The sequence below is a fragment of the Rhizobacter sp. P3_B12 genome (genome assembly GCF_056402895.1).
The window spans coordinates 1-23,518 of record NZ_JBFUGN010000010.1; the positions used below are offsets into that span (position 1 = coordinate 1).

The following is a 23,518-nucleotide window of genomic DNA, read 5'->3' on the forward strand; positions in this document are numbered from 1 at the left end:
CCGCTGAAGTAGCCCGCCTGCGGGCCGGCCACCCAGCGGTTGAACCGGTTGTCGTGCGCGATCACCGCATTGCCCGCCCCCAGTGCCTCCACCAGCGACGGGTTGGTGCCGCCCACCTGGTGGCCGTGCACATACGCCATGCTGTGGAAACGCAGCGATTGCACCGTCGGCTTGTCGTAGATCGCGCCGACGAACTTCACCTCGGCGCTCGCGGCTTCCTTCACCGCACGGTGGTACGCGTTGTCCGGCGAGTAGTTGCCCAGCACCGTCAGCGTCACACCACGCGGCGCACGCGAGAAACCCTGCACCACCTCCAGGATCGAGTTCTCCGGCTCGGGCCGGGCCACCAGCGTCAGGTAGCGGCCCGGCTCCAGCCCCAGCCCGTGCACCGGGCCGGTCGGCATGTCGTGCAACGGGTCGGCGCCATACGCGATCGTCGTCACCTTGTTCGCGTTCACGCGCGTGCCCAGGTGGTGCTTGATCTCCGGGTGGTCGGCCACCAGGTGGTTGCCGAGCCAGCAGCCGGCCCAGTCGTTCATCCAGAACCAGGTCTTCGCGACACCGCCCCACTTCGCGCGTGACCACTCGATGCCGTCCATGTTGATCAGGTTCGGCACCCCCTTCAGTCGCAGCAGCGCACAGAACACCGCCGTGTTGTAGCCGAGCGTCAGGCACAGGTCGCGGTGCTTCGCGGCATGCCGCGTGGCCTGCCAGTCGAACACGATCGTGCCCTTCGGCCCCGGTGCATCCACCGGCATGCGCACCCGCTCGACACCGCGCCAGCTGTCCTCGAACACCGGGCCGGTGCCGTCCTCCTGGCAGTACACGATCACGCGCCAGCCGCGCTCCACCAGGTACAGCGCCAGGTGCTCGGCAAAGGTCTCGAAACCGCCATGAGCGGCCGGCACGCCGCGCGTGCCGAGGATGCGGAGGGTCTTGTTCATCATCGGTCGGGGGTGGACGAGGGGGTGGGGGGATTGAACGCAGCCAGGTTCGAGAACCTCGGTGCGAAGAAGCTGCGCACGCCATGCACCAGCACCTGCGCCGATTGCTGCCAGTCGAACTTGCGCACCTGCGCCAGGCCCTGCTCGCGCATGCGCTCGCGCAGGCCGGCATCGCCGATCACCTGCCGCAGCGCAGCGGCCAGTTCGGCGCTGGAGTTCGGGTCGGCATACAGCGCCGCCGCGCCGCCCACCTCGGGCAGCGAGGTGGTGTTGGACGTGATCACCGGCACGCCGCTCGCCATCGCCTCGGCCACCGGCATCCCGAAGCCCTCGGCGAAGGCCGGGTACGCGAACGCCATCGCATGCCGCATCACCGCCGGAAGCGCCTGGTCGCCCACCTTCGACAGGAAGCGCACGCGCTGCTGCAACCCGTGCGCCACGACGGCCCGGTCGATCTGCTCGTAGCTGAAATCGCGCTGGCCGACGACCACCAGCGGCGGCGCATCCGCCCCCAGCTCGGCGTACGCATGGATCAGCGTCTCGTGGTTCTTGCGCGGCTCCAGGCGCCCCACCGTCAGCAGGTAGCCGCCCGGCTCCAGCCCGAGCTCGCGCACCGCGTCGGCGCCCTCCGGCCCGGGCTTGAAGCGCTGCGGGTCGACGCCGTTGTAGGTGATCGCGATGTCGTCGGCCGGCACGCCGTACAGCCGCGCGATCTCGCCCTTCGAGAACTGGCTCACCGCGAACAGCAGCTTCGCGCGCCGCGCCGCATGCCGGAACGTCAGCTTCGACTGCAGCACGAAGCTGCGCGGGAAGAACTGCGGATGCGTCTCGAACAGCAGGTCGTGGATCGTGCACGCGCACGCACCGGTGCGCACGAACGGCAGCCGGTACTGCATGTGCAGCAGGTCGATGCGGTGTTTCCACTGCAGCCACGGCAGTTGCACGCCGAGACGGATCGGCGCGCGCTGGTGCGGCATGCGCACCWGTTCGACGTTCGGCGCACCGAACTCGGCGTGCGCGTCGCGCAGGCTGTCGATGCCGTCGAGCAGGAACACGAAGTCGATGTCCGGCGCGAGCCGGATCGCCTCGCGATACAGCCCGAGGATGTGGCTGCGCGAGCCCTGGAAGATGCCGTCCCAGGTGTGGAAATCCACGCCGAGGCGGGGGCGGCGAGGCGGTGTCGTCGTCATCTGGGTGTGCGCAAGGGCGTGGCGGAAACCGGTGCAGGCTCGTGGCCCGCACCGACGAGGCGTCGGCTCAGTTCGACGTGGCGCGTCGCGAAGCCTTCGGAGCTGAAGCGGCGCGACAACAGCCGCTGCTGCGCGCTCGCGACCTGCGCGGCGCGYCGGCCTGGCGTCGTCACCAGCGCATCGATCGCGCGCCACAGGTCGGCCGCGTCGTGCGGCACGCAGAACGCGATGCCGTCGTCGTCGAAATAGTGGTCCAGCCCGCCGGCGCGCGTCGCCACCACCGGCACGCCGCGCGCGGTGGCCTCGAGCACCGCGGTCAGCCCGGAGGCATGCAGGTTCTCGTGCAGCGGCACGACGACGCAATCGGCCCAGCCGTAGTTCGCGACCACCTCGGCCTGCGTCATCGGATGCGCGTCGATGTTGGACTGCGCCAGGTGCGCCGGGAAATGGCTGGAGCCGATGCGCAGTTCGACGCCGGCGCGCCCGCCGAGCGCCTGCGCCAGGGTCTCCCAGTCGCGGTGCCGGTCGTTGCCGAGCGCCAGCACGTGCAGCGGCCGCGTGCCGTCGAGCACCGCCTGCGGGCGCTCGGTCGCGATCGGGTAGCTGTCGAGCGAGATGCCGAAGTCGACGATCACCTGCCGCTCGCCGAGATCGAGCTCGCGGGCCCGCACCATGTTCAGCGGCGAGTGGAAGGTGGCGGCCTCGGCATCGCGCATCAGCCAGCGCACCAGGCGCCGGCGCACGCCCGACCAGCGGCTCCATTCGTCGACCAGCCAGATCGACTGCGCGACGATCGGCGCGGTGTCGATGCCCAGCCGGCGCAGCAGCCCGACGGCCAGGTGCTCGTACTCGGTGTGGGTCCAGATCACGTCGGCCCGCCCGGGGTGCAGCAATGCGCGGTTCGCCCACACGTGCCGCAGGTCGAAGCCGAGCAGCTTGCGCAGTGCCCGGTCGACCAGCCCGAGCGCGCCCGGCCACGTCGGCGTCGCGCGCGAGAAGCTCAGGCTGCAGCCCTGCTGCAACGCATGGTGGTAGCCGTAGGGCGTCGCGTCGGGCGCCTCGCCGCGCGCATGGCGCTGCGACCAGGCGGCCACGTCCAGGTGGCGCGGCAGCAGCACCATCACGCGCAGCGGGCCGGCGGCGGAGGCCGTGGATTCAGGGGATGAAGACATCCTGAATCCTCTCCAGGTACTGCATGCCGAACTTCTTCGTCGGCTCGATGATCGAGCCCTCGCCGTACTCGTTCCAGCAGCACAGCACGCCGATGCGCTTGGTGCGGTCGGGGTTGGCGTCCATCACCGCCTTGCCTGCGCGCAGGTGGGCCTCGAAGCTGGCCGGCGTCGACACCGAGTTGTCGTGCCCCGGCTGCGAGCTGCCGCCCCAGGGCGTGCGGTCCCAGCCGGCCGTCATCGGCACGAAGTACGGCAGCTTGCTGTACTTCACGATCCAGTTCCATTGCATGCGGTAGTACTGGTCGAGCTCGTCGTAGCTCTTCGAGTACGGCGTGCGCGTCGAATCCTCGCCGGCGATGCCGAAGTGGTAGTTGTAGGCCGAGATCGCATCGAAGCCGCTGTTGAACGCGAAGTCGCGCACCCAGAACTGCGAGGCCACCACGCCGAGCACGAAGTAGATGCCCGGCAGCCCGGCCGCGCTGGCCCGGGCGCGGGCACGGGTCAGCATCGCCGCGGGCGTCGTCTTCATCGCGGTCGCCTGCGTGCGGAACACGTCGGGCGAGAACAGGAACATCACCGGCTTGTTGTCGATGCGCAGGTACTCCGGCCGCTTCATGTGGTTGGCGATCCAGAAATCGACCAGCGCATCCCACTCGGCCAGCGTCTTCGGCTCGGCCGTGTGGTTGGCCCACATCAGCGAGTACTTCACCTTCGAGCGCTGTGCCGAGGCCAGGTAGGCGAGCACCGCGGTCTGGGCCGCCGGCTTCGCGTTCTCCCAGTACCAGTCGAAGATGATGAACGAGATGCCGGCATCGGCCATCCAGCCGATCTGCCGGTCCAGTGTGACGGCCTTGTCGTCGCGGTACCAGCCGAGCATCGGCTCGCGGTCCTTCGCGAAGGGCTTGATCGACGACCAGGTGTCAGGCTCGGACGGCCCCTTCACGCCGGGCGACCAGCCGGGGTAGTAGTACATGCCGAGCTGGTACGGCGAGCTGGCCGACCAGGCCGACCACGGCGCCGCGCAGCAGGCCGCGGCGAGGACGAGTCGAAGAAGAAGACTGCGGATGCCCATGCTCATGGCTCATGCTCCCAGTTGAACGGCGAGGGCCGCCGAGGCCAGTTGCTCGACCGCCGGGCGGCGCGCACGGATCTGCGCGCGCGTCACGTCCAGCGCGTCCAGGCGCGCGCAGACGCAGCGGTACAGGCTGTCTGCATCGCAGACCTCGAGCGGGCTCAGCAGCGATTCCGCGCCGAGCCCGAAATGGCGCAGCGCGCCGGCGAACTTGCCCTGGTATTCGACGGCCACCACCGGGATGTCGCGGCCCAGCGTCGCGATCATCAGGTGCATGCGGCCGGTCAGCACCAGGTCGAAATGCTGGCAGCACTGCTTCACGTCGGCCGCGGTGTACGGGCCCTGCGCGAGCAGCACGCGCGGCTGCACCGCCGCCGGCAGCCGCGAGAACACGTCGGCCAGCATCTCGGGGTCGCTCGCGTGCGGGCGGAAGTCGTGCGGCACCAGCACCACGCGGGCGTCGCGCTCGGTGACCAGCCGCGCGATCGCGGCGGCCGAGGCCGACACCGCCTGGTCGCGCTGCGCGGCCGTCAGCAGCTTCAGCGAATGCGGCGACAGGTTCCACGCGATCACCGGGCCGCTGGCACGCGGACCGTCCTTCAGCCAGGTGGCGACGCTGCTCTCGAGCGCGCTCGCCGGCGACGGCTCCAGCAGGAAGCCGAGGTCGGCCGTCAGCTTCACGCGCTCGCCGACCAGCTGCGCGACCCGCTCGCGAGACACCGCATCGCGGCACAGCAGCGTGACGCCCTGCGGCAGCTTGCGGAACGCGCCGGCCATCGCCGGATCGGGCCGGTCGTTGAAGCTGAAGCTGCACACCATCGCCGGCACGCCGCGGCGTGCCGCGAAGCCGGCCACCTCGAGCCGCAGCATCGATTCGAAGCGCGAGTAGAAGCCGTCCAGCACGTCGGCGCCGATCACGATCAACGCGCGTGCCTTCGCGAGTTCGTTCGCGACCGCGCCGGCCTGGCCGAGCCGGCCCCACAGCGGCATCGCGGTGAAGGCGACGTCGCCGCCGACCGGCATGTCCACGCCGGGCCGGCACAGCACGCGGGCCGATCGGATGCCGGCCTGCTTCAGCAGCGAGGTCAGCCCGCCGACCAGCGCCTGGTCGCCGACCGAGCCGATCATCGAATACGCATCGGCGATCACGATCACCACCTCGCCCGGTTTCGCCGGTTGCGCCGAGAAGGGGCGCGCCAGCAGCATCAGCAACCGATAGGCGCGCACCATCATCCCGTCGTTCAGGCGCACCACGCCTTCGAGAAAGCGCACGCCGGCCGCGCCCACCGTGCCGGGCAGCCGCGACACGTGCTTCAGCAGCACGCGCGGCATCAGCGCGACGATCAGCAGCGCATACAGCGCCGCGCTGATGCCCAGGCTCACCACCGATCCGACGACGGGGGGGACGCGGCTCTGCGCGAAGTTCGCGATGGCGAAGCCGACGGCGGCGGCGAGGACGGCGGCCAGCACCGGCTTGGCGATCTGACGGATGATGGGCATGGCGGGGATCTCCAGGGAGAGACGGATGACGCGGAAGATGATGGGCACCGCCGCCATCTGGCCGAACAACAGGCTGGCGGCAACGCCCGCGGGGCCGAAGGGCAACAGCAAGGGCAATACCAGGAAACTGCAGGTGCAACGCACGATCCCGACCTGCACCATCGCGCCGGCCGCACCGGTGGCTTGCACGGCCGACGAATACAGCAAGGCGATGGTGCGCAATGCACCCAACAGGCACAGGATCTGGAACGGCGCGACCGCGTCGTGCCACTGCCCGCCGAACACGGCCGGCACCAGCACMGCGCCCGAGCCGGCAGCCAGCAGGAAGGCCGGCACGATGAAGGTGGCCGCCATCAGCGAGCGCGTGGCGATCGCATCGAGCAAGGCCTCGCGGTTGACCTGCGCGCGCGCGAACACCGAGATCGACGCATCCCACAGCGGCGCGGCGAGCAGCTGCGTCGCGGCGAGCTGTGCCCGCGCGGCGAGCGCGTAGTTGCCGAGCAGGGCGAGGCCCATCTGACGGCCGACGACGAGTTCGATCACGCGCGTCTCGGCCAGGTCGAGCAGCTTGACGAAGGTGATGCGTGCCGAGAAGCCCGACAGATCGCGCAGCGCACCGCGGTCGAAGGCCCAGCGCGGGCGCCAGGTTTCGTGGCGCCACAGGATCACGGTGCCGGTGACGTGGAAGCACAGCTGCTGCAGCACGAAGGCCCAGACGCCCAGCCCCAGCAGCGCCGCGACGATCGCGACCGCGCCGCTCAGCAGGTTGGCGGTGGCGGTGCGGCGCGCCAGCGTGCGGTAGTCGAGCGAGCGGCGCAGCAGGCCGGCCGGCACCGCCGACAGCGCCATCAGCACGAACACCGGCGACAGCGCCATGATCACCGGCTGGATGCCGGGGCTGTCGAAGGCGCGCGCGAACAGCGGCGCGCAGGTCAACGCCAGCAGCGCGAGCACGAGGCCGCAGGCCATCGTGGTCCAGAACGCGGCGTTGATGTGCCCGGGGCTCAGCGCCGCGCGCTGCACGAGCGCATGGCCGAACAGCTGCTCGACGAAGATCTCGCCGAGCGTGAGGAACACCATCGCGACCGCGAACGCGCCGAACTCGGCCGGGCCGAGCAGGCGGGCGAGCGCGAAGAACACGACGAAGGTGATGCCGCGTGCGGCCCAGTTCTGCACGTAGGCCCACATCGTGCCGCGCGTGGCCGACATCTTGTGCTGCGAATCCAACGGCACATTGCTCATGCGGCGACCTCGCTCAGCGAAGCCTTGACCGTCGCCAGCACGCGCTCGCGCCACGAGCTGGCCGAGAACGCGACGCCGGCATGCTGGCGCGCCGCCTCCGACAGCCGCGCGCGCAGCGCATCGTCCGACAGCACGCGCACGATGTGGTCGGCAAAGGCCTGTGCTTCATCGGCCACCATCGCATGGCAGCCGTCGAGCGCGCCGGTGCCCTCGACGCCGATGCGCGTGGACACGACCGCCGAGCCGGCGAGCATCGCCTCCACCGTCTTGATCTTCACGCCGCCGCCGCTGACCAGCGGCACCACGGTGACGCTGTTGCTCGCGTAGAACGCATGGATGTCGGGCACGAAGCCGCTGAACTCGACGCCGCTGCCGTCGCCGGCCTGCGCCGTCAGCGTGGCCGGCGGGTTGCGGCCGGCGACGACGAAGCGCGCCTGCGGCATGCGCTCGCGCACGCGCGGCCAGATGTCGCGCAGGAACCAGGCCATGCCTTCCAGGTTCGGCTGGTGGCCGAAGCTGCCGGCGAAGCCGACCTGGTTCGCCACCGCCGCGCCGTGCGCACGCTGCAGCACCTGCTCGTCGGCCAGCGGCAGGCCCATCGACAACGCGCGCGTGGCCGGGTTCAGCGCCTGCAGCACCTGCGCATCCTGTTCGGACAGCGTCAGCGCCGCGGCGAAGCGCGGGTAGTGGCGCGCCTCGTAGCGCGCCCAGGCGACCCAGTTCAACCAGTTGCGCGGGCCGGGCGCGCGCTGCGCCTGGCGGAAGCCCGACAGGCTGTACGCGTCCTGCACGTCCATCACACAAGGAACGCCCTCGCACAGCTCGACGTATTGCGCCATCTGCGGGAACTGGATCCACACCACGTCGGGGCGGAAGCGCAGCAGCATCGCGCGCAAGGCCGATTCCATCGCCGGCGTGCGGCACAGCCGCGCCAACTCCGGCTCGCCGAAGGCGAACGAGCCGAGCCGCGCGCGCAGCACCACGCTGCGTTCGATCCGCAGCGGCACGCTGTCGACCTCGGCGCAATGCGTCTTCAGGCTCGCGAGGTCGCGGGTCTCGCGCTCATCGCCATCGGCGCCGCGGAAGCCGAGGAACGCGACCGTCGCGACGCCGGCCAGCTCCTTCAGCTGGGCCCAGCAGAGGGCGGCACCGCCGTTGGCGGACGCTTCGCCGTAGAGGAAGGGCGCGAGCAGCAGCACGCGCGGGGCCGGGGCGGCCGTCGCCGCGGGAGCCGGCGATTCAGGCAAGTTCATGCGTGGCGAGGGTGGACTGGTACAGCGAAGGCGCACGAGGCGGCGCGAAGACGGCGGCATGGCCCTGCATGAAACGGCCGAGCAGCGTGAAGACGAACAGGAAGAACACGACGATGTCGGGCTCGAAGTTGTACGGCAGGAAGAACGCGCAGACCGTGAAGCCGATCAGCACCGACCACTGGCTGCGGTGCACCCACAGGCCCGACAGGATGCCGGCGATCGACAGCATGAAGAGGCTGCCCAGCGGCAGCCCCATGTCGAAGAACACCGCGAGGAAGCTGTTCTCGACGTTGTAGAGCGTGCCGCCGAACAGGGCCGCGCGCGCGCCGACGGTGCCCTTCGGGTAGCCAAGCCAGGCGTAGTCGTCCAGCGATTCGATCGCGACGACGAAGGACTTGTGGTGGCCGACCATCGACGGGTCGGTGCCGCTGAAGTTGAGCAGCGCCCAGCGGCTGACGGCGCCGTCGCTGTAGCTGTCGAGCAGCAGCAGCGCGACACCCATCAGCGCGACCGAGACCGCGCCGGCCAGCACCATGCGCGTCAGGTTGGCCGGGCTGAACAGCACGCCGCCGGGCACGCAGGCCAGCACCAGCGCCAGGGTGCCCAGCATGATCGCGAGCCAGCTGCTGCGCGAGAAGGTGAGGGCGACCGCGAGCAGCGCGAGCACCAGGGCCGCCACCACGATGAGGCTCGGCAGCGGGCGCGGCTTGCGCGAGAACAGCAGGCCGCCGACCAGCAGCGCATACAGCCCGAGCGCGAGGCCCAGCGAGTTCGGCCCGGTGGCCGGCAGGCCCATGCGCAGCCAGGTGCCGCCGGCGATGTACCAGGCGCTCGCGAGCGGGCCGGTGCCGGTGTCGTCGCCCATCAGCGTGCGCAGCAGGCGCGGGCTCAGCTCGACCGCGGCGAAGATGCCGAATGCGGTGAACACGACCAGCAGGCCGCACCAGAAGCTCATGCGCAGCAGCGCGCGCACGTCGTCGTCGCTCGCGCGCAGCACGATGCCTTCGAGCGCCACCGCGAACAGCAGCGGCAGCAGGTAGATGCGGGCGTAGTACAGGCCGGGGATGTGGCGGTCGTCGAACGCGGCGACGAACACCGTGGCCGAGATCGTCGCGATGCACAGCAGCGCCCACAGGTAGAAGCCGCGCGCCTTGAAGACATCGGTGCGGCTGATCGCGAACAGCACCAGCAGCAGCAGCAGCCCGTCGCGCAGCGGCGGGATGATGTTGGGCGCGTGCGCCATGCCGAGCAGCGTCTTGCCGAACTGCGACAGCAGCGACACGAAGGCGATCAGGCAGAGGAGGCGGCCGGCCGCTCTCATCGTGGACCCCTCATTTCCACCACGCAGCGAACGACTGCTGCGCCGCGTTGAAGTAGCCGTTGCGCTTGTCGCGCTGCAGTGCGCGGCGCTCGGCGTTCTGCGACAGCACGGCGCGGCCGGCATGCGCCAGCGCCTTCGCCGAGAACACCACGCCGAGCGACAGCGCGAGCCGCGAGGCCGCGCCGCGCCCGAAGTGCTTGGTGACGAACAGCAGGTACGAGCGCAGCGTGCGCAGCACGGTGGCGCGGCCGGCCCAGGCCTTGCCCGCGCCTTCGTAGTGCGTGACGGTCACGTCGGCGCGGTAGCTGGCGCGCAGGCCCAGCTGGCGCACGCGGCGGCCGTAGTCGACGTCCTCGCAGTACATGAAGAAGGCATCGTCGAGGCCGCCGAGCCGCTCCCACACCTCGCGCCGCGTCGCCAGGCACGCGCCGGAGACCCAGTCGACCGACGGGTTCGACTGCGCATAGAACGCCGGGCGCGTCTGCACGCGGCGGAACACGTCGGGCGTGCGCCACTGCTTCTCGAGCCCGAGCCACGACAGCGCGATGCGCGCCGGCGTGTGCTCGAAGCCGACCGAGAACTGCAGCCGCCCGTCGCCGTACACCAGGTGGCAGCCGGCCACGCCGACCGTGGGCTGCAACGCCTCGTCGACCAGCGCATCGAGGCTGCCGTCGCAGCGCGTGTCGTTGTTCAGCAGCAGCAGCACGCGGCCGCGCGCCTCGGCAGCGGCGCGGTTGTTGCCGCCGGTGAAGCCGAGGTTCTCGCTCGATTCGATGTAGCGGATGTCGGGCCGCGTGCGCAGGAATTCCTGGCTGCCGTCGACCGACGCGTTGTCGATCACGATGATCTCGGCGCTGTGGCGCGTGAACGCCGCACGCGCGGTGTCCAGGCAGTCGGGCAGGAAGCGCAGGCCGTTGTAGTTGACGATGACGACCGAGACGTCGGGCGGGTTCATGGGCAGGCGCTCACGGGGCGGTGGCGGCGACGCTGGCGTCGGCCGGGCTGTGCGACGGGCTCACCGGGCCGATCAGGAAGCGCCGCGTGCGCGGGTCGACCGACTGCAGCAGGTCGGCCATGAAGCGCTCCTGCATCGCATAGGCCGGCGCGGTGTCGCTCGCGATCGTCGAGACGCGGAACAGCAGGCCGTCCGGGATCCAGCCGCGCATGCCCTGCTTCAAGCGCGACACCTGCTGCTGCATGCCGGACGGGATCACGTCGTCGCCGACGCGCATCCAGTAGCTGATCGGCTCGCTGCGCGGCCCGAGCCTGGCGAGCAGCCGCTGCACCGGCACGCGCGTCGCGTCGGCCTGCAGCGCGGCATGGCCGCCGCCGCGGATCTGGAACCCCTGCGCCACGTAGCAGACCTCGGGACGGTGCAGCTCCAGTTCGCCGGCCTGGGCTGCGCCGTAGGCGATCGACAGCATCACCCGCTCGCCGGCCGGGCCGACGTAGGTGCGCGTCAGCGTCTGCGCATACAGCGTGTTCAGCAGCGCGACCTGCTGCGGGTTGATGACCTGCGCGACGGTGCCGTTGTCGACGCGCCAGCCGGCGAAGGTGCGCGGGATCGCGGTCTCGAGCTTCAGGTCGCTGCTCAGCGCCGCCAGCCGCGCGCGCGGCGTGAAGGCCTGGGCGAGCACCACGGCTCCCAGCATCAGCGCCAGTGCCGCCGCAGCGCCCTTCCAGCTGGGAACGAAGGCCGCGCTCATGCCGCCGCCTTGTGCCGCACGCCGAGCCGCAGCAGCGAATCGGTGGCGGTGATCAGCAGCAGCGCTGCCATGAACAGCACCAGCCCGGCGAAGCCGTGCAGGAAGCCCTGGCCGGCCTCGTCGCCGAAGTGGTAGGTGATCAGCGTCAGCACCATCACGCGGATCACGTTGGCGCAGAAGCTGATCGGCACGATCAGGATCGCGAGCGCGACGTTGCGGAACACCGACGCATGCCGCACCAGGTTCAGGTAGAGCAGCCCGAGCGCCTCGAGCGTGAACAGCGTGTGCAGCCCGGCGCAGGCATCGGCCACCAGCAGCTGGTACTGGCCGATCTGCAGGATCACGCCGGTGCGGCTGATCGGGTAGCCGATGCGGTACAGGATGTTCTCGGCGACGAACGACACCGCGAGCTTCATCGGCTGCGTCAGCGCATCCACCAGCGTGCCCGGCAGCGGGATCATGAAGAGCATGAAGAACAGCGGGAACCACAGGCGCTTCAGCGCGCCGGGGCCGCGCAGCAGCAGCGCGAGGCCGACCAGCATCCACAGCAGCGAGCCGATCTCGAGGATCAGGATGCCCTGCGAGCGCCCGAGCGCATACGACAACGCGCCGACCAGCAGCAGCGGCCACGCGATCAGCGGCCGCGGCCGGTCGCCGGGCATCGACATCGCGGCCGGCCACGCGCGCACCAGCAGCCAGATCGAGATGCCGAGCACGATCGGGCCGTGGCCCTGCTCGTCGGAGCGCCAGATGCCGTTCAGCAGGTCGAAGAAGCTCGGGCCGTACATCGCCACCAGCCCCGCGGCCGGCAACAGCCATGGCGTCAGCCAGGCTGCCATCGAGCGGCCACCGTGGTACCGGCTTTGCCGGGCCACTGGTGGCGCCCCCTCGGGGGGAGGCGCGGAGCGCTTCGGGGGGGGCGTCATTTCTTCAGTAATCGTTCAAGACCACGCCGGCCAGCTTGGCGGGGCTTTCCGCGAGGCTGCTGACCAGGTCCTGCAGGCCGTTCATGTGGCACTGGTTCTTGCGCGCGATCGCCAGCGCCGAGCCGCAGCGCGCCGCGATCACGCCGGCGTCGGCACCGTACGACGCGGCCGGCGTGTCGACCAGCACGTGGTCGAACTTCGACAGCAGCTCGCGCAGCAGCAGCTTGAAGGCCGGCCGCTCCACCAGCTCCAGCGGGTTCGGCGGCGTCACGCCCACCGGCAGCAGGAACAGGCTCGGCAGGTCCGGCACCTGGTGGATCACGTTGGTTTCCTTGCGGCCGCTCAGCACGTTCGACAGCCCGGCACCGTTTGCCACCGCGAACACCTCGTGCTGGCGCGGGCCGCGCATGTCGGCATCGACCAGCAGCGTGCGCCCGCCCAGCTGCGCCAGCGTGACCGCCAGGTTGGCCGCGAAGAAGGTCTTGCCGTCGCCCGGGTCGGGGCTGACGATCGCGAGCGCCCGCTTCGGCTCGTTGGCCGAGAACAGCCGCATCATCAGCTGGCTGCGGATCGCGCGGAACGCTTCGGCCTGCTGGCTGAACGGCTGCACCGCGGCCACCAGTTCGCGGCTCAGGTCGCGCCGCTCCTCGGGTGCGTACGGGTAGTGGAACTGCTGCGACAGCGCGTACAGCACGTCGTCGTCGCTCGCGAAGCCGAGCGCCACCGCCGCCTCGCCGAAGCGCAGCCGGTGCTGGCGCTGGTAGGCCAGCACCGTCTCGACCTGCTGCGACGACAGGTTCTTCAGGTCGGCAATGATGTCGCCGATGCTGCGGTCGTGCAGCTGCTGGCCCTCTTGCGCGCCGCCCCCGCCGCCGACACTGGCCATTCCGTCTCTCATGTTCGCCATGGCTCAGCGCCCTCTCATGCCGTTGCCGCTGCCGTTGGCGACGGCCAGTTTCGTGGAAGCACCCGGCAGCCGCGCCAGCACCCGTTGCGGCAGCACGAAGCGCTGCTTGCCGCCCAGCAGCCGCTTGCGCATCGGCTGCGGAATGCTGCCGATCACCGGCAGGCCGATGGTGCGCACCAGGTCTTCCGGGCTGCGCACGCGGCGGTCGATCAGTTCGCGCAGCAGCGCGATGCCCACCGCCAGCATGCCGCCGAGGAACACCGCGACCAGCATGTTCAGCAGCAGCCGCGGCGACGAGTGGCGGGCCGGCACCGACGCGCGCGTCAGCACCGAGATGTTGGTCTGGTTGTTCTGGCTTTCCAGGCTGGTCTGCGTCAGCCGCGCGCCGACCGCGTCGTAGGCGCGCTGCGCGGCCTCGAGGTCGCGCTGCAGCACCTGGGATTCGTCGCGCTGGTCCTTCAGCTTCAGCACCTTGCTGCGCTGCGCTTCGAGCGCGGCGCGCACATCGGCCTCGCGCGCCTTGTTGATGTTGTTGTTCACGCCCATGCTGCTGCTGACGCGGCGCACCTCGGCGTCGTAGCGCGAGCGCAGCTCGGTGATGTTGGCCTTCAGCTCCAGCACCTGCGGGTTGGCGTCGCCCAGCCGCGTGCTCAGCTGCTGCAGCTGGGCCTCCTGGCGCGACAGGTCGGCGCGCAGGCCGCCCACCACCGGGTTGTTGATCACGTCGGGCAGCTGGTTCGGCGACAGCGCGGCCTGCTGCTGGCGGCTGGTCGATTCGGCGCTCAGCGCCTGCAGCGTGATCAGCTGCGTCGACAGTTCGTTCAGCTTGGCGTTCTCGACGTCGAAGCGTTCGTCGGTCGACACCAGGCCCTTCTCCTTCTGGTAGGTCGACAGCTTGGCCTGCGCCTTCTCGAGCGATTCGCGCAGCTCCTTCGCGCGAGTGTCGAAGAAGCTGCTGTACTGCTTGGCCGGATCGACGCGCAGGTCGAGGTTGGTGTCGATGTAGGCCTGCACGAAGGCGTTGGCCAGCGCGGCGCTGAACTTCGGGTCGGGCGAGGTGTAGCTGACGTTCAGCACGTTGCTCTCGCGCGAGGGCTTGACGTCCAGGTGCTTCTGCAGCGCCTCGGCCAGCCAGGCCTCGAACTCGCCGTTGCCGTCGGTGGCGTCGAGCCACTTCGCGCGGCTCTCGGCGTTCTGGTTCAGCTTCATGTCGCGCACCACGCGCTGGGCCACGCGGTCGCTGGTGATGATGTCGACCTGGGTCGACATGTAGCCCGGCGTCATCATGCCGGCGAGCACCATGCCGGCGATCGGGTCGGGCGACTTGACGTCGATCACGAGGGCCGCGCTGGCGGTGTACTTCTTCGGCAGCAGCAGGCTCAACGCGAGCGCGGTGCCGAGGGTCAGCAGCAGCATCGCGAGCGCCGCTTTCCAGCGGGCCCGCAGGATGGACATGAATTGCGAGAAGGACATGGCGAGGCTCGCAGTGTGGGAGGTGGTGGTGGTTTCTTGTGGTCTTGGAGCCGGCTCAGAACAGGCTCTCGCGGATGTAGATCACGTCGCCGTTCTGCAGCGTGTCGTTCATCCCGGGCTGCAGTTCCTCGACGCGGCCTTCGCCGTTGCGCCGGTGCACGCGCAGCCCGCGCGTCGTGCCGCGCTGGGTCAGGCCGCCGCCGCTGGCAAGCGCCTGCATCAGCGTCATGTTGATCTCGAGGCGGATCGCGCCGGGCCGTTGCACTTCGCCATAGATGTAAACGGTGGGCATGCGCTCGACGTACAGCGTGTCGCCGTTCAGCACCACCGGATCCTGGCTCTGGGCACCGCTTGCAAATAGTGCGGCAATATCGACCTGAAGGCGGTAGGGCTGCCCGTTGCGGATACCGGTCAAGATGACAACATCGCTGCCGCCCGGGGCGATGCCGCCGGCCTGCGCGAGCAGCTCGCTCAGGCGCATGCCGCTCACGTCGATCGGGAAACGGCCCGGGCGGTTGACCATGCCGAGCGCCGAGGCCTGGTTGCCGCGCACCTGCGTCACCAGCACCGTCACCTGCGGCTGCTTGACGAAATTGCCGGTGCGCAGGCCGTCGGCCAGCGCCTTCTCGATCTGCGGCACCGTGAGGCCGCCCACCGTCACCTGTCCGAGCAGCGGGAAGCTGATCTGGCCGGTGTCGGAGACGCGCGTCTCGATCGCGAGATCGGGGTTCTGGTAGACCGCGACGCGCAGCACGTCGCCGGCGCCGATCACGTATTCGCGCGGCCGGGGGTCGGGTGCCACGCCCGGTGCGATCGCCGGGGCGTTGCCGCTCACCACCGCCGCGGTCGTTGCGGGCGCGGGGGCTGTCTGCGCTTGCGCGAGGGCGGTTCCCCACGTGAGTGCGACCAGCGCGGCGGCACCGATCGCGCGCTGGGCAAGGCGTTTCATCGTCATGGCCATCGAGGGTGTTTGTTGCATCACTTCAGGTTGGAGAGTCCCTTGTTGACGGACGACGCGTCGAGCGTGCTGCCCGAGGCGGCGGGGGCCGCGCCGGGGGTGGCGCTGGTCGCGGACACGTCGGCGGTCGGCGTCGTGACGACCACCGGCGGCGTGCCGTCGGCCGGTGCGTCGCCTGCGGCCTGCGCGAACTTGCCCTGGTACTCGATGCGGGCCGAGGCGCGCAGCTGCTTCAGCTGCTGCTCCACCACCTGGCGCTTGCGGTCGACCAGCAGGTACTGCTGGATCGCGTTCTTCGCCTCGGGTGCGGCCAGCGGGGCGGGCTTCACCGACACGATGGTCAGGATGCGCGCGCCGAGCGGCCCGGCGATCACGTGCGACTGGCCTTCCTTCAGCGTGGTCATCGGTGCGGCGGCCTGCATCGGCAGCGCGTCGGCGCCCTGCGTCAGCTGGCGCGTGCCGAAGCGCAGGCCGGCGACGCGCAGCGCGGCGGCCACCTCGTCGGCATTCTTCGCGGCATCGAGCTGCGGCTTCAGCGCCTGCTGCTGCGCCGGCGTCGCCTCGACGGCCGTCTCCACCAGCGCGTAGACGCGGCGCTGCGCGAACAGCTCCGGGTGGGCGTTGTAGTAGTCGGCGATGTCCTTCTCGGTGGGCACCGCGGCGCTCTCGGCGAGCCGCTCGGCATAGGCGCGCGCGAGGATGTCGCGCCGCGAGGCCTCGATGGCCTGCACGACGCGCGGATCGCGGTCGAGGCGCTGCTCGTTGGCGGCCTGCAGCGCGAGTTCCTGGTCGATCAGCGCGTCGAGCGTCTTGCGGCTCGCGGTCTCGACCTGCTCCGGCTTCAGGTTGCCCTGGCGCTGCATCAGGAAGTTGATCTGGTGCACCGAGATCTCTTCCTTGTTCACCTTCGCCGCCACCTGGGTCGCCCCTTCGCGCTTGCTGCCGCAGGCGGCCATCACGAGTGCGCAGCCCAGCACGAGGCCGGCGCGCAGAACGGGTCGAACGGTCGTGGGCATGCGTGGATGTGGCAAATGACTTCTCCTCACGTGCCGCCCGCTGCCGTGATCGATTGAACGCGACTCAGGGAAGGCACCAATATGACAAAAACAGAATCCGGTATGAGCAAGACTGATGCCCATGTGGCGCAGTGCACGCCTCCCGGTTGCAATTGCGGAGCTTGGTTACACCCGGCGCGAGTTCGTGACGCCCGGCTACCCCCCGTGAATGGGTGGGGCTCCCGCACAATCGGCGCACCGCAATCGACGCAAGGGCTCGCGAATGACGATCGTGCTGGTGGTGACGGTGCTGCTGTTGGCCGGCCTGGCCGTGCTGGGCGTGATGAAGAACCGCGCGGCGCGCGAGCCGGGCGCGGCGCCGGTGGCGCGGCGGCCGCTGGGCAAGYAGGAGCAGCCGATGTTCCAGCGGCTGTGCGAGGCCTTTCCGGAGCAGGTGGTGCTGGCGCAGGTGTCGTTGTCGGCGCTGCTGACGGCGAGCCACCGCTCGACGCGCGGCCGCTTCGAGCGGCAGTTCGCGAACTTCGTGGTGTGCAGCCGCGAGTTCGACGTGCTGGCGCTGATCGAGCTCGACGAGGCGAGCCACGCCCGCGATGCCGCCGAGGTGGCGGCGCGTGACGGCATGCTGAGCGCGGCCGGCTACCGCGTGCTGCGTTTCAAGCGCGTGCCGAGCGAGATCGACCTGCGCACGGCGGTGCTGCGGGCGGCCGGCTGATCGTCGGGACGACTTTTCCGGGGCGCGGGCCGGTCGCGGCGACAATCACCGGTCGTTTTTGCCGGTTCCGATCCGAACTTTTTTCCGTGGCCATGTCATCACGCTCACTTTTCACCGCCCTCGGCCTGGTGGCCGCCACGCTGGCGCTGGCCGCCGTGCTGAACCCGTCGGCCGAGCGCCACCGCGACAGCGTGCGCGCCGCGATCGGCGAACGCAATGCGCTCGCGAAGGTGCTGGGCATCGGCTCGCTGGCCGCGCTGGTGTCGAGCTACCACTCGCTCGGCGTTGCGTCGTACACGTCGGTGAACGGGCACACGCTGTCGGTCGGCGTGATGGGGATGGTGTTCGTGCGGGACACGCCGTGACGCCCCCGCATGGATCGCCGTCGTTCCGGAAATTGCACAGGATCTCTCTCATGACCGAACTCCGATCGGTGGCTGCGGCCACCCTCTGCGCCGCACTGGCGTTGGCTGCAGCCCCGGCGGCCCATGCGGCCGATGGCGGCGGGCCGTTGAAGCTCTCGCTGGGCGGCGGCCTCACGGCGGGCGGCGACAACCTGGTGGAGGGCTCGGGCGCCGAGATGGACGCCGGCCGCGGCCTGCAGGTGTTCGCCGGTGCCGAGTACTGGGTGGCCGAGCCGTTCGCGCTGCAGATGAACCTGGGCTTCCAGTTCGACCGGCGCAAGGCCGCGGGCGGCCACTTGCGCTTCCAGCGCTTTCCGCTCGAGCTGATGGGGCTGGTTGCGGTGACGAACAACCTGCGCTTCGGTGCCGGCGCGCAGTTCGTGTTCGGCGCGAAGCTGCGCGGCAGCGGCGATGCGAGCGCGCTGAACCAGAACTACAAGCACGCCACCGGCCGCGTGCTCGAAGGCGAGTTCCTGATCACGCCGCACTCGGCGGTGAAGCTGCGATTCGTGAAGGAGAACTTCACCACCGGCGATGGTGCGCCGAAGATCAAGGGCGACCATGTGGGGCTGATGTACACGCACTATTTCTGAGTTCACGGGTCCTCGAACGGCGTGAGCAGGCTCTGGACTTCAGCATGCCTCAAATACCGGGAGAACAACTCCGACCCATGGCGCAGAGGCTGATCGAAAATCTCGAATACGCGCTCGACCTTGAAGAAGGTCCATGCGACGCGTGTGCCGTCCATCGCGACATAGGACGACTCCGCCAGGACGGCGAGCAGCGCGGCCTTCGCTTCGGCGTCATTGGCACTTGAAGCCTCGATCAGGACGAGCGACTCTTCCCACAGGTTCGCATCATCGAACACGCCATCTCGGGACGAGCGAAACAGCAGGTTGGCTGCGAACAAGGAACCGCTATTTTCGGAATCGGTTGTCATTGATGAGCTTCCATGCCTTCTTCGCCGCGCTGTCTCCGGTCCTGGCCAGATCGAGTATCTCCTTCAGCGTTCGATTCCTGAACTGGTCGGGGAATTCTCGATTGATGGATCCGCGACAGTTTCGTCCAATCCAATCCACGGCTCGAGACGAAAATTTCTCGATGGCGTTTCTCGCAAGCACCTGCTCTTCGGGAGCAAGGGCTTCCAACAATGCCTCCAACTGACGCACATCGCCTCTGGCGATGGCCGAGTGCAGCGTCGCATTGGGGCTGTCGACGCTTTGGAGGCCGAACGGATCGACGCGCGTCAGCGGGTTGCCATCAACATAGGGATAGGGCGACAGGCTGCCCGACGCCAGCCCAACGGGATCGGGTTGTGTGTAGCCACCTTGCTGGCGGTCGTAGTACCTGAAGTAGTTGTAGACCAGCCCTGATTCCTGGTCAGCATACTGCCCGGGGAACCGCAGGTTGAACGTGAAGTCGCCAAGGCCGCTCGGATTGGTTTCGGGGGCCGTCGTCCCGAAGGGCTCCGAAATCCACCGCCAGCGGACCACGTTGTTCCTGTCGACCACCACGCGTGGTGTGTCCAGGTGATCGGTGTGAATGAAGTACACGAGCGGGTCGCCGCGCGGGTTGGCGGGGTCCGGCGTGAAGACCACCATGGGCGTGTCGCGCAGCCACACGTATTCGCGCAATGCCTCGCCCGTGTGGTTGTACTCGCCGAGCAGGTGGCCTTGCTTGTCGTACATGAAGACGACCGTGTGGGCCGGCCCGTTGCTGCTCGCCTTGCGCACCCGCTGCCCGGCGGCGTTGTAGGTGTAGGTGGTTGTGATGCCGTCCTTCGTGATGGTCGCGAGCTGGCCTCTCAGGTTGTAGGTCGCCGTGTAGTTGCGGCCGTCCGAGAGGGTGTTTCCGGCGTTGTCGTAGGTGAACGTCCGGTTGGGTTCGGCGGACGTCGGCTGAACGCCGATGGCTTGCAGCAGCGCCAGCATCACCGTCGCAAAGAGTTTCTTGATGTTCATGGGCCTTCCTGTTCCATGTGGTTCTTGGATGGCAGGAAGTCTCTGCAGGCACTGTGAGGGATCTTGCAGAAGGCCCTGATGGCCAGCGGGTCTGTAGCTGCGCGTACTACGGCGCACCGCGGCACCGCATGCGTGCGATTCGTTGCACTCGGCCGCGCGCCCTCAGGGTTTGCCTCGATCGGTTACACGGCGGTACGACCTTACCTTGCGCGCCATCCAGCACTTCGACTGGAGCCACCGAGACAAGCCATGAACCGTAGAAGACTCCTGCTTTCCCTCACCGCGCCGGCCCTGCTGGCGTCCTCTCGCGTGGCCCGTGCGGCCGCGGCCGGCAAGGGCCTGATCGGCGTGTCGATGCCGACCTTCTCGTCGCGACGCTGGGTCGACGATGGGCTCAGCATGATGCGCACGCTGAACCGGCTCAACTACACGGTGGACCTGCAGTACGCGGTCAACAACGCCGCCGACCAGCCGGGCCAGGTCCTGAAGATGATGGACGGCGGCGCGAAGGTGGTGGTGATCGGCGCGAGCGACAGCAGCGCGTTCACCGCCGTGCTGGACACCGCCGCGAAGAAGGGCGTGAAGGTCATCGCCTACGACCGGCTGATCCGCGACAGCGGCAACGTCGACGCCTATGCCACGTTCGACAACTTCGAGGTCGGCGTGCTGCAGGGCCGCGACATCGAGGCGCGGCTGAAGCTGCGCGAGGGCGGCAAGGGCCTGATCGAGCTGTTCGCCGGCGCGGCCGACGACAACAACTCGCACTTCTTCTACAACGGCGCGCTGTCGGTGCTGAAGCCGTACATCGATTCGGGCGCGCTGACGGTGGGCTCCGGCAAGGTCGCGATGGCCGAGGTGGCGACGCCGCAATGGAGCGGCGCGATCGCGAAGGCGCGGCTGCAGGGGATGCTGAAGACGCTGTACGCGAAGCGCCGCCTCGATGCGATCCTCTCGCCGAACGACAACACCAGCGTCGAGCTGCTGACCGCGCTGCAAGGCGTGGGCTACGGCACCGCGGCGCAGCCGTGGCCGGTGGTGACGGGGCAGGATGCCGAGCTGAACTCGGTGCGCTCGATCCAGCGCGGCGAGCAGTCGTCGACCGTCTTCAAGGACACGCGGCAGCTGGCGGTGCGCGTGGCCTCGATGGTCGACGAGTACATGAACGGCAAGCCGGCCACCATCAACGACACCAAGACCTACAACAACGGCGTCAAGGTGGTGCCGTCGTACCTGCTGAAGCCGGTGTTCGTCAACAAGGCGAACTGGCAGCAGGTGCTGGTGGAGAGCGGGTTCTACCAGCAGGGGCAGATCTGAGCCTTCACTCTGTGTCCCCAACGGTGGGGGGCTGCCCGGCAAGTCGCGCATCCAGCTCCTGGCGCGTCCGGTCGAGTTCCTGAGCCAGCAGCTTCTCGTCGGGCAGCACGGTCTGATACTCCGCCGCGAGCACAGTGTTGGGCAACCCTTCCAACGCGTAATGCGCTTCGGCAGCGCCCTTCTCTGCGCAGAGGATCAAGCCGACGGGCGGATTCTCTCCAGGTTTCATCCAATGCTCGCGGGCATAGTTCAAGTACAAGTGCATCTGGCCCGCGTCGGCATAGGTGAACTTGCCGACCTTCAGGTCAATGACCACCAGGCACCTGAGCCGACGGTGGAAGAACAACAGATCGATCCGGAACCAGCTGTCGTCGATGCGCAGGCGGCGCTGGCGTCCGACGAAGGCAAAGTCGTCGCCCAGTTCCAGCAGAAAGTCGGCCAGGTGCTGGATCAGCGCATCTTCCAGATCCGATTCGGAGTACTCGTCCTTGAGTTGAAGGAACTCCAGGACGAACGGGTCCTTGATGGCTTGCTCGGGCGTGACGAGGTCGCCGGGCTCGGCGGGCCCTGCCTTCTGCAGCATCGAAGCCTTGTTGCGCGACAGAGCCGTGCGCTCGTAGAACTGACTGCCGATCTGGCGGTCCAGCTGGCGCACCGACCAGCCGCCGCGCAGCGCTTCGGTTTCGTAGAAGGCGCGGGCCAGAGGATTCTTGACGGACAGCAGGCGCACATAGGCCGACCAGGGAAGAGGGAAGGAATGGGCCACGCCGGATTCGCCAGACACTGTCTGGCGAATCCGATCCGCAGGCCACGTCAAATAGAACTGGCGCATCTGCTGCAAGTTCTGACGACTGAATCCGCGTCCGAAGCGGGCTGTCAGATCTGTGGACAAGCGCTCGATCAAGGCTTCGCCATACGCGGCCCGACCTTGGCCGCCCTGCTCGAAATCGACGATGCGCCGGCCGATTTCCCAGTAGCTCGCCGTCATCAGCGCGTTGACACTGCGCGCGGCTGCATGGCGGGCAGCCTCGAGCAGGGCGACGATGTCGCCGTGGATGCCGCCGTAGTGCAGGCTTTCATCGGGATTCGCGGGGCTGAGTTCGCTCATGCCTGATGCTAACCATCGGCGTACTGGGAAACGAAACTCAAAAGGGCCGCTCATGGCAGAGCATTCCGCGCAGTCGTCTTGGCCGGTCCAACGCGCTTCGGCCACGAAACGGCACACGGCAGCCGTGCGGCGGCGCAGAATGGACCGTGCCGGCAACCCCCAGGAGACGGCCATGTGCGCAACAGCGAGGTGGACAGCATTGCTGATCGCGGTGTTCGCGGCAACGGCCATGGCGACGCCCATGGCGACAGCACAGGAAGCCAAACCGAAGACCGAGGTCTACAAGGCCTCGACGGTGAACGTCGGCGACATCGTCCCGCCGCGGGTCGTCCCCCCTTGCCAGCCCGGCCGCTGTCCGTTCGCCGGACAGACCGTCACGATGCTGATCATCAAGGAGGCCAACGAGGGCGCTCTGGGCGAACTCCGGGCCGAGTTCGAGGCCGCCACCGGCGCCCGGCTCAACCTGGTCCAGCTCACGCACCAGGATCTCTTCCCCACCTTCATGTCCGACCTCACCACCCACGCCGGCAAGTACGACGCCTCGTACGCCGGGGCCTGGTGGCTCGGTGAACTGGTGGCCGGCGACTACATCCTGTCGTACGACAAGTACTTCAAGGACCCGCGCTTCCCGGCCTGGAGCCTCGACGACGTGCTGCCCGCACCGCGCAGCCTGCTGTCGTATGCCGGCAGGAAGTACATGGTGGCCAACGACCACGACGGCCAGGTCATGTACTACCGGCGCGACCTCCTCGAGGACCCGCAGCACCGCGCGGCCTTCCGTCAGAAGTACGGCTACGTGCTCGACGTGCCGAAGACCTGGGCGCAGTTCCGCGACGTGGCGGAGTACTTCGACGGCAAGGACCTCAACGGCGATGGCGAGCCCGATCACGGCCTGTCGATGCACCTGAAGGTCGGTGCCCAGGGCATGTTCCATTTCATGTCGTTCTCGGCGCCGTTCGTGATCGGCCCCGACAGCCCGAAGCTGTACTGGTTCGATCCCGCCGACATGCGGCCGCTGATCGCGAGCCCCGGGCACGTGCGCGCGCTCGAGGCCTTCGTCGACCTGGTCCGCTTCGGGCCGCGCGACATGCGCCACTGGGACCTCGGCCAGAGCTGGGACTACCTGCTCGCCGGGCGCGCGGCGCTGACCTTCACCTGGGGCGACCTGGGCGCGCTGGCGCAGCAACCCGGCAGCAAGGTCAAGGGCAAGATCGGCGCGGCACCGGTGCCGGGCACGCGCGCGTACTACAGCCTCGCGCGCCATGACTGGGTCCCCACCGCGCAGCCGAACGTGGTCGGCAACACCACCGGCGGGTCGTGGGCGGGCGTGATCTCGAAG

General features: G+C 69.0%; 22 protein-coding genes. 5 read left to right on the plus strand and 17 right to left on the minus strand.

What is annotated here, in order from left to right:
* The 14 genes from AC1D01_RS01280 to AC1D01_RS01345 form a co-directional block, all read right to left on the minus strand.
* Positions 1–944, minus strand: a 944-nt coding sequence (locus tag AC1D01_RS01280; protein ID WP_477864305.1) for a DUF1972 domain-containing protein, incomplete at its 3' end; no start/stop codon positions are given.
* Complete coding sequence (locus AC1D01_RS01285) at positions 944–2,134, minus strand: glycosyltransferase family 4 protein (RefSeq protein WP_477864306.1); 1,191 nt, start codon at positions 2,132–2,134, stop codon at positions 944–946. The genes AC1D01_RS01285 and AC1D01_RS01280, both read right to left, overlap by 1 nt.
* The gene (locus AC1D01_RS01290) at positions 2,131–3,306 is read right to left on the minus strand and encodes a glycosyltransferase (RefSeq protein WP_477864307.1); all 1,176 of its coding nucleotides are present in this window, start codon (positions 3,304–3,306) and stop codon (positions 2,131–2,133) included. Before AC1D01_RS01290 ends, AC1D01_RS01285 begins: the two co-directional genes overlap by 4 nt.
* Positions 3,290–4,384: a glycoside hydrolase family 99-like domain-containing protein gene (locus tag AC1D01_RS01295; RefSeq protein ID WP_477864308.1), complete on the minus strand. Its 1,095-nt coding sequence runs from the start codon at positions 4,382–4,384 to the stop codon at positions 3,290–3,292. Before AC1D01_RS01295 ends, AC1D01_RS01290 begins: the two co-directional genes overlap by 17 nt.
* 3 nt (positions 4,385–4,387) lie before the next feature.
* The gene (locus AC1D01_RS01300) at positions 4,388–7,120 is read right to left on the minus strand and encodes an oligosaccharide flippase family protein (RefSeq protein WP_477864309.1); all 2,733 of its coding nucleotides are present in this window, start codon (positions 7,118–7,120) and stop codon (positions 4,388–4,390) included.
* Positions 7,117–8,373: a glycosyltransferase family 4 protein gene (locus AC1D01_RS01305; RefSeq protein ID WP_477864310.1), complete on the minus strand. Its 1,257-nt coding sequence runs from the start codon at positions 8,371–8,373 to the stop codon at positions 7,117–7,119. The genes AC1D01_RS01300 and AC1D01_RS01305 overlap by 4 nt, the downstream gene beginning before the upstream one ends.
* Positions 8,360–9,694: a hypothetical protein gene (locus tag AC1D01_RS01310; protein WP_477864311.1), complete on the minus strand. Its 1,335-nt coding sequence runs from the start codon at positions 9,692–9,694 to the stop codon at positions 8,360–8,362. The genes AC1D01_RS01305 and AC1D01_RS01310 overlap by 14 nt, the downstream gene beginning before the upstream one ends.
* Before the next feature lie 10 nt (positions 9,695–9,704).
* Positions 9,705–10,649 carry a glycosyltransferase family 2 protein gene (locus AC1D01_RS01315; RefSeq protein WP_477864312.1) on the minus strand — a complete coding sequence of 315 codons (945 nt, stop codon included), beginning with the start codon at positions 10,647–10,649 and terminating at the stop codon, positions 9,705–9,707.
* A gap of 10 nt (positions 10,650–10,659) precedes the next feature.
* Positions 10,660–11,400 carry an exosortase-associated protein EpsI, B-type gene (gene epsI / locus AC1D01_RS01320; RefSeq protein WP_477864313.1) on the minus strand — a complete coding sequence of 247 codons (741 nt, stop codon included), beginning with the start codon at positions 11,398–11,400 and terminating at the stop codon, positions 10,660–10,662.
* Positions 11,397–12,239: an exosortase B gene (gene xrtB, locus AC1D01_RS01325; protein WP_477864314.1), complete on the minus strand. Its 843-nt coding sequence runs from the start codon at positions 12,237–12,239 to the stop codon at positions 11,397–11,399. Before xrtB ends, epsI begins: the two co-directional genes overlap by 4 nt.
* Before the next feature lie 91 nt (positions 12,240–12,330).
* Positions 12,331–13,212: a polysaccharide biosynthesis tyrosine autokinase gene (locus AC1D01_RS01330; protein WP_477864315.1), complete on the minus strand. Its 882-nt coding sequence runs from the start codon at positions 13,210–13,212 to the stop codon at positions 12,331–12,333.
* Positions 13,213–13,236: 24 nt separating this feature from the next.
* On the minus strand, positions 13,237–14,706 hold the full coding sequence (gene epsF / locus AC1D01_RS01335) for a chain length determinant protein EpsF (RefSeq protein ID WP_477864316.1): 1,470 nt from the start codon (positions 14,704–14,706) through the stop codon (positions 13,237–13,239).
* Between the two features lie 55 nt (positions 14,707–14,761).
* Entirely contained in the window at positions 14,762–15,661 is a 900-nt protein-coding gene (gene epsE, locus AC1D01_RS01340) for a polysaccharide export protein EpsE (protein ID WP_477864317.1), read from the minus strand.
* Positions 15,662–15,684: 23 nt separating this feature from the next.
* On the minus strand, positions 15,685–16,680 hold the full coding sequence (locus AC1D01_RS01345; protein ID WP_477864318.1) for an EpsD family peptidyl-prolyl cis-trans isomerase: 996 nt from the start codon (positions 16,678–16,680) through the stop codon (positions 15,685–15,687).
* 262 nt (positions 16,681–16,942) lie between these two features.
* Here AC1D01_RS01345 and AC1D01_RS01350 point away from each other — a divergent pair, with 262 nt between their 5' ends.
* The 3 genes from AC1D01_RS01350 (at position 16,943) to AC1D01_RS01360 (ending at position 18,389) form a co-directional block, all read left to right on the plus strand.
* A complete protein-coding gene (locus AC1D01_RS01350; RefSeq protein WP_477864319.1) occupies positions 16,943–17,392 on the plus strand; it encodes a DUF2726 domain-containing protein in 450 nt (149 codons plus the stop codon).
* Positions 17,393–17,484: 92 nt separating this feature from the next.
* On the plus strand, positions 17,485–17,757 hold the full coding sequence (locus AC1D01_RS01355) for a hypothetical protein (RefSeq protein WP_477864320.1): 273 nt from the start codon (positions 17,485–17,487) through the stop codon (positions 17,755–17,757).
* Between the two features lie 50 nt (positions 17,758–17,807).
* Complete coding sequence (locus AC1D01_RS01360) at positions 17,808–18,389, plus strand: hypothetical protein (RefSeq protein ID WP_477864321.1); 582 nt, start codon at positions 17,808–17,810, stop codon at positions 18,387–18,389.
* 2 nt (positions 18,390–18,391) lie between these two features.
* On the opposite strand, the gene AC1D01_RS01365 is transcribed toward AC1D01_RS01360, so the two are convergent.
* Together AC1D01_RS01365 and AC1D01_RS01370 are read right to left on the minus strand one after the other, a co-directional pair.
* Entirely contained in the window at positions 18,392–18,736 is a 345-nt protein-coding gene (locus tag AC1D01_RS01365) for a DUF4288 domain-containing protein (RefSeq protein WP_477864322.1), read from the minus strand.
* A complete protein-coding gene (locus tag AC1D01_RS01370; protein WP_477864323.1) occupies positions 18,714–19,757 on the minus strand; it encodes an RHS repeat domain-containing protein in 1,044 nt (347 codons plus the stop codon). The genes AC1D01_RS01365 and AC1D01_RS01370 overlap by 23 nt, the downstream gene beginning before the upstream one ends.
* Positions 19,758–20,006: 249 nt before the next feature.
* On the opposite strand from AC1D01_RS01370, the gene AC1D01_RS01375 reads away from it, so the two are divergent.
* Positions 20,007–21,071 (plus strand): substrate-binding domain-containing protein, encoded by a 1,065-nt coding sequence (locus tag AC1D01_RS01375; protein ID WP_477864324.1) that lies wholly within the window; start codon positions 20,007–20,009, stop codon positions 21,069–21,071.
* A gap of 4 nt (positions 21,072–21,075) precedes the next feature.
* Here the strand turns inward: AC1D01_RS01375 and AC1D01_RS01380 are convergent, their stop codons facing one another.
* Complete coding sequence (locus AC1D01_RS01380; RefSeq protein ID WP_477864326.1) at positions 21,076–22,179, minus strand: PDDEXK nuclease domain-containing protein; 1,104 nt, start codon at positions 22,177–22,179, stop codon at positions 21,076–21,078.
* A 241-nt stretch (positions 22,180–22,420) separates the two neighbouring features.
* Here AC1D01_RS01380 and AC1D01_RS01385 point away from each other — a divergent pair.
* A partial coding sequence (locus tag AC1D01_RS01385) for an ABC transporter substrate-binding protein (protein ID WP_477864325.1) occupies positions 22,421–23,518 on the plus strand: 1,098 nt, incomplete at its 3' end.

Coding starts and splice junctions, on each gene's coding strand:
- AC1D01_RS01295 (WP_477864308.1), bottom strand. CDS start 4,384: ATGAGCATGGGCATCCGCAGTCTTCTTCTTCGACTCGTCCTCGCCGCG.
- AC1D01_RS01305 (WP_477864310.1), bottom strand. CDS start 8,373: ATGAACTTGCCTGAATCGCCGGCTCCCGCGGCGACGGCCGCCCCGGCC.
- AC1D01_RS01310 (WP_477864311.1), bottom strand. CDS start 9,694: ATGAGAGCGGCCGGCCGCCTCCTCTGCCTGATCGCCTTCGTGTCGCTG.
- AC1D01_RS01315 (WP_477864312.1), bottom strand. CDS start 10,649: ATGAACCCGCCCGACGTCTCGGTCGTCATCGTCAACTACAACGGCCTG.
- epsI (WP_477864313.1), bottom strand. CDS start 11,400: ATGAGCGCGGCCTTCGTTCCCAGCTGGAAGGGCGCTGCGGCGGCACTG.
- xrtB (WP_477864314.1), bottom strand. CDS start 12,239: ATGGCAGCCTGGCTGACGCCATGGCTGTTGCCGGCCGCGGGGCTGGTG.
- AC1D01_RS01330 (WP_477864315.1), bottom strand. CDS start 13,212: ATGGCCAGTGTCGGCGGCGGGGGCGGCGCGCAAGAGGGCCAGCAGCTG.
- epsF (WP_477864316.1), bottom strand. CDS start 14,706: ATGTCCTTCTCGCAATTCATGTCCATCCTGCGGGCCCGCTGGAAAGCG.
- epsE (WP_477864317.1), bottom strand. CDS start 15,661: ATGACGATGAAACGCCTTGCCCAGCGCGCGATCGGTGCCGCCGCGCTG.
- AC1D01_RS01345 (WP_477864318.1), bottom strand. CDS start 16,680: ATGCCCACGACCGTTCGACCCGTTCTGCGCGCCGGCCTCGTGCTGGGC.
- AC1D01_RS01355 (WP_477864320.1), top strand. CDS start 17,485: ATGTCATCACGCTCACTTTTCACCGCCCTCGGCCTGGTGGCCGCCACG.
- AC1D01_RS01360 (WP_477864321.1), top strand. CDS start 17,808: ATGACCGAACTCCGATCGGTGGCTGCGGCCACCCTCTGCGCCGCACTG.
- AC1D01_RS01365 (WP_477864322.1), bottom strand. CDS start 18,736: ATGACAACCGATTCCGAAAATAGCGGTTCCTTGTTCGCAGCCAACCTG.
- AC1D01_RS01370 (WP_477864323.1), bottom strand. CDS start 19,757: ATGAACATCAAGAAACTCTTTGCGACGGTGATGCTGGCGCTGCTGCAA.
- AC1D01_RS01375 (WP_477864324.1), top strand. CDS start 20,007: ATGAACCGTAGAAGACTCCTGCTTTCCCTCACCGCGCCGGCCCTGCTG.
- AC1D01_RS01380 (WP_477864326.1), bottom strand. CDS start 22,179: ATGAGCGAACTCAGCCCCGCGAATCCCGATGAAAGCCTGCACTACGGC.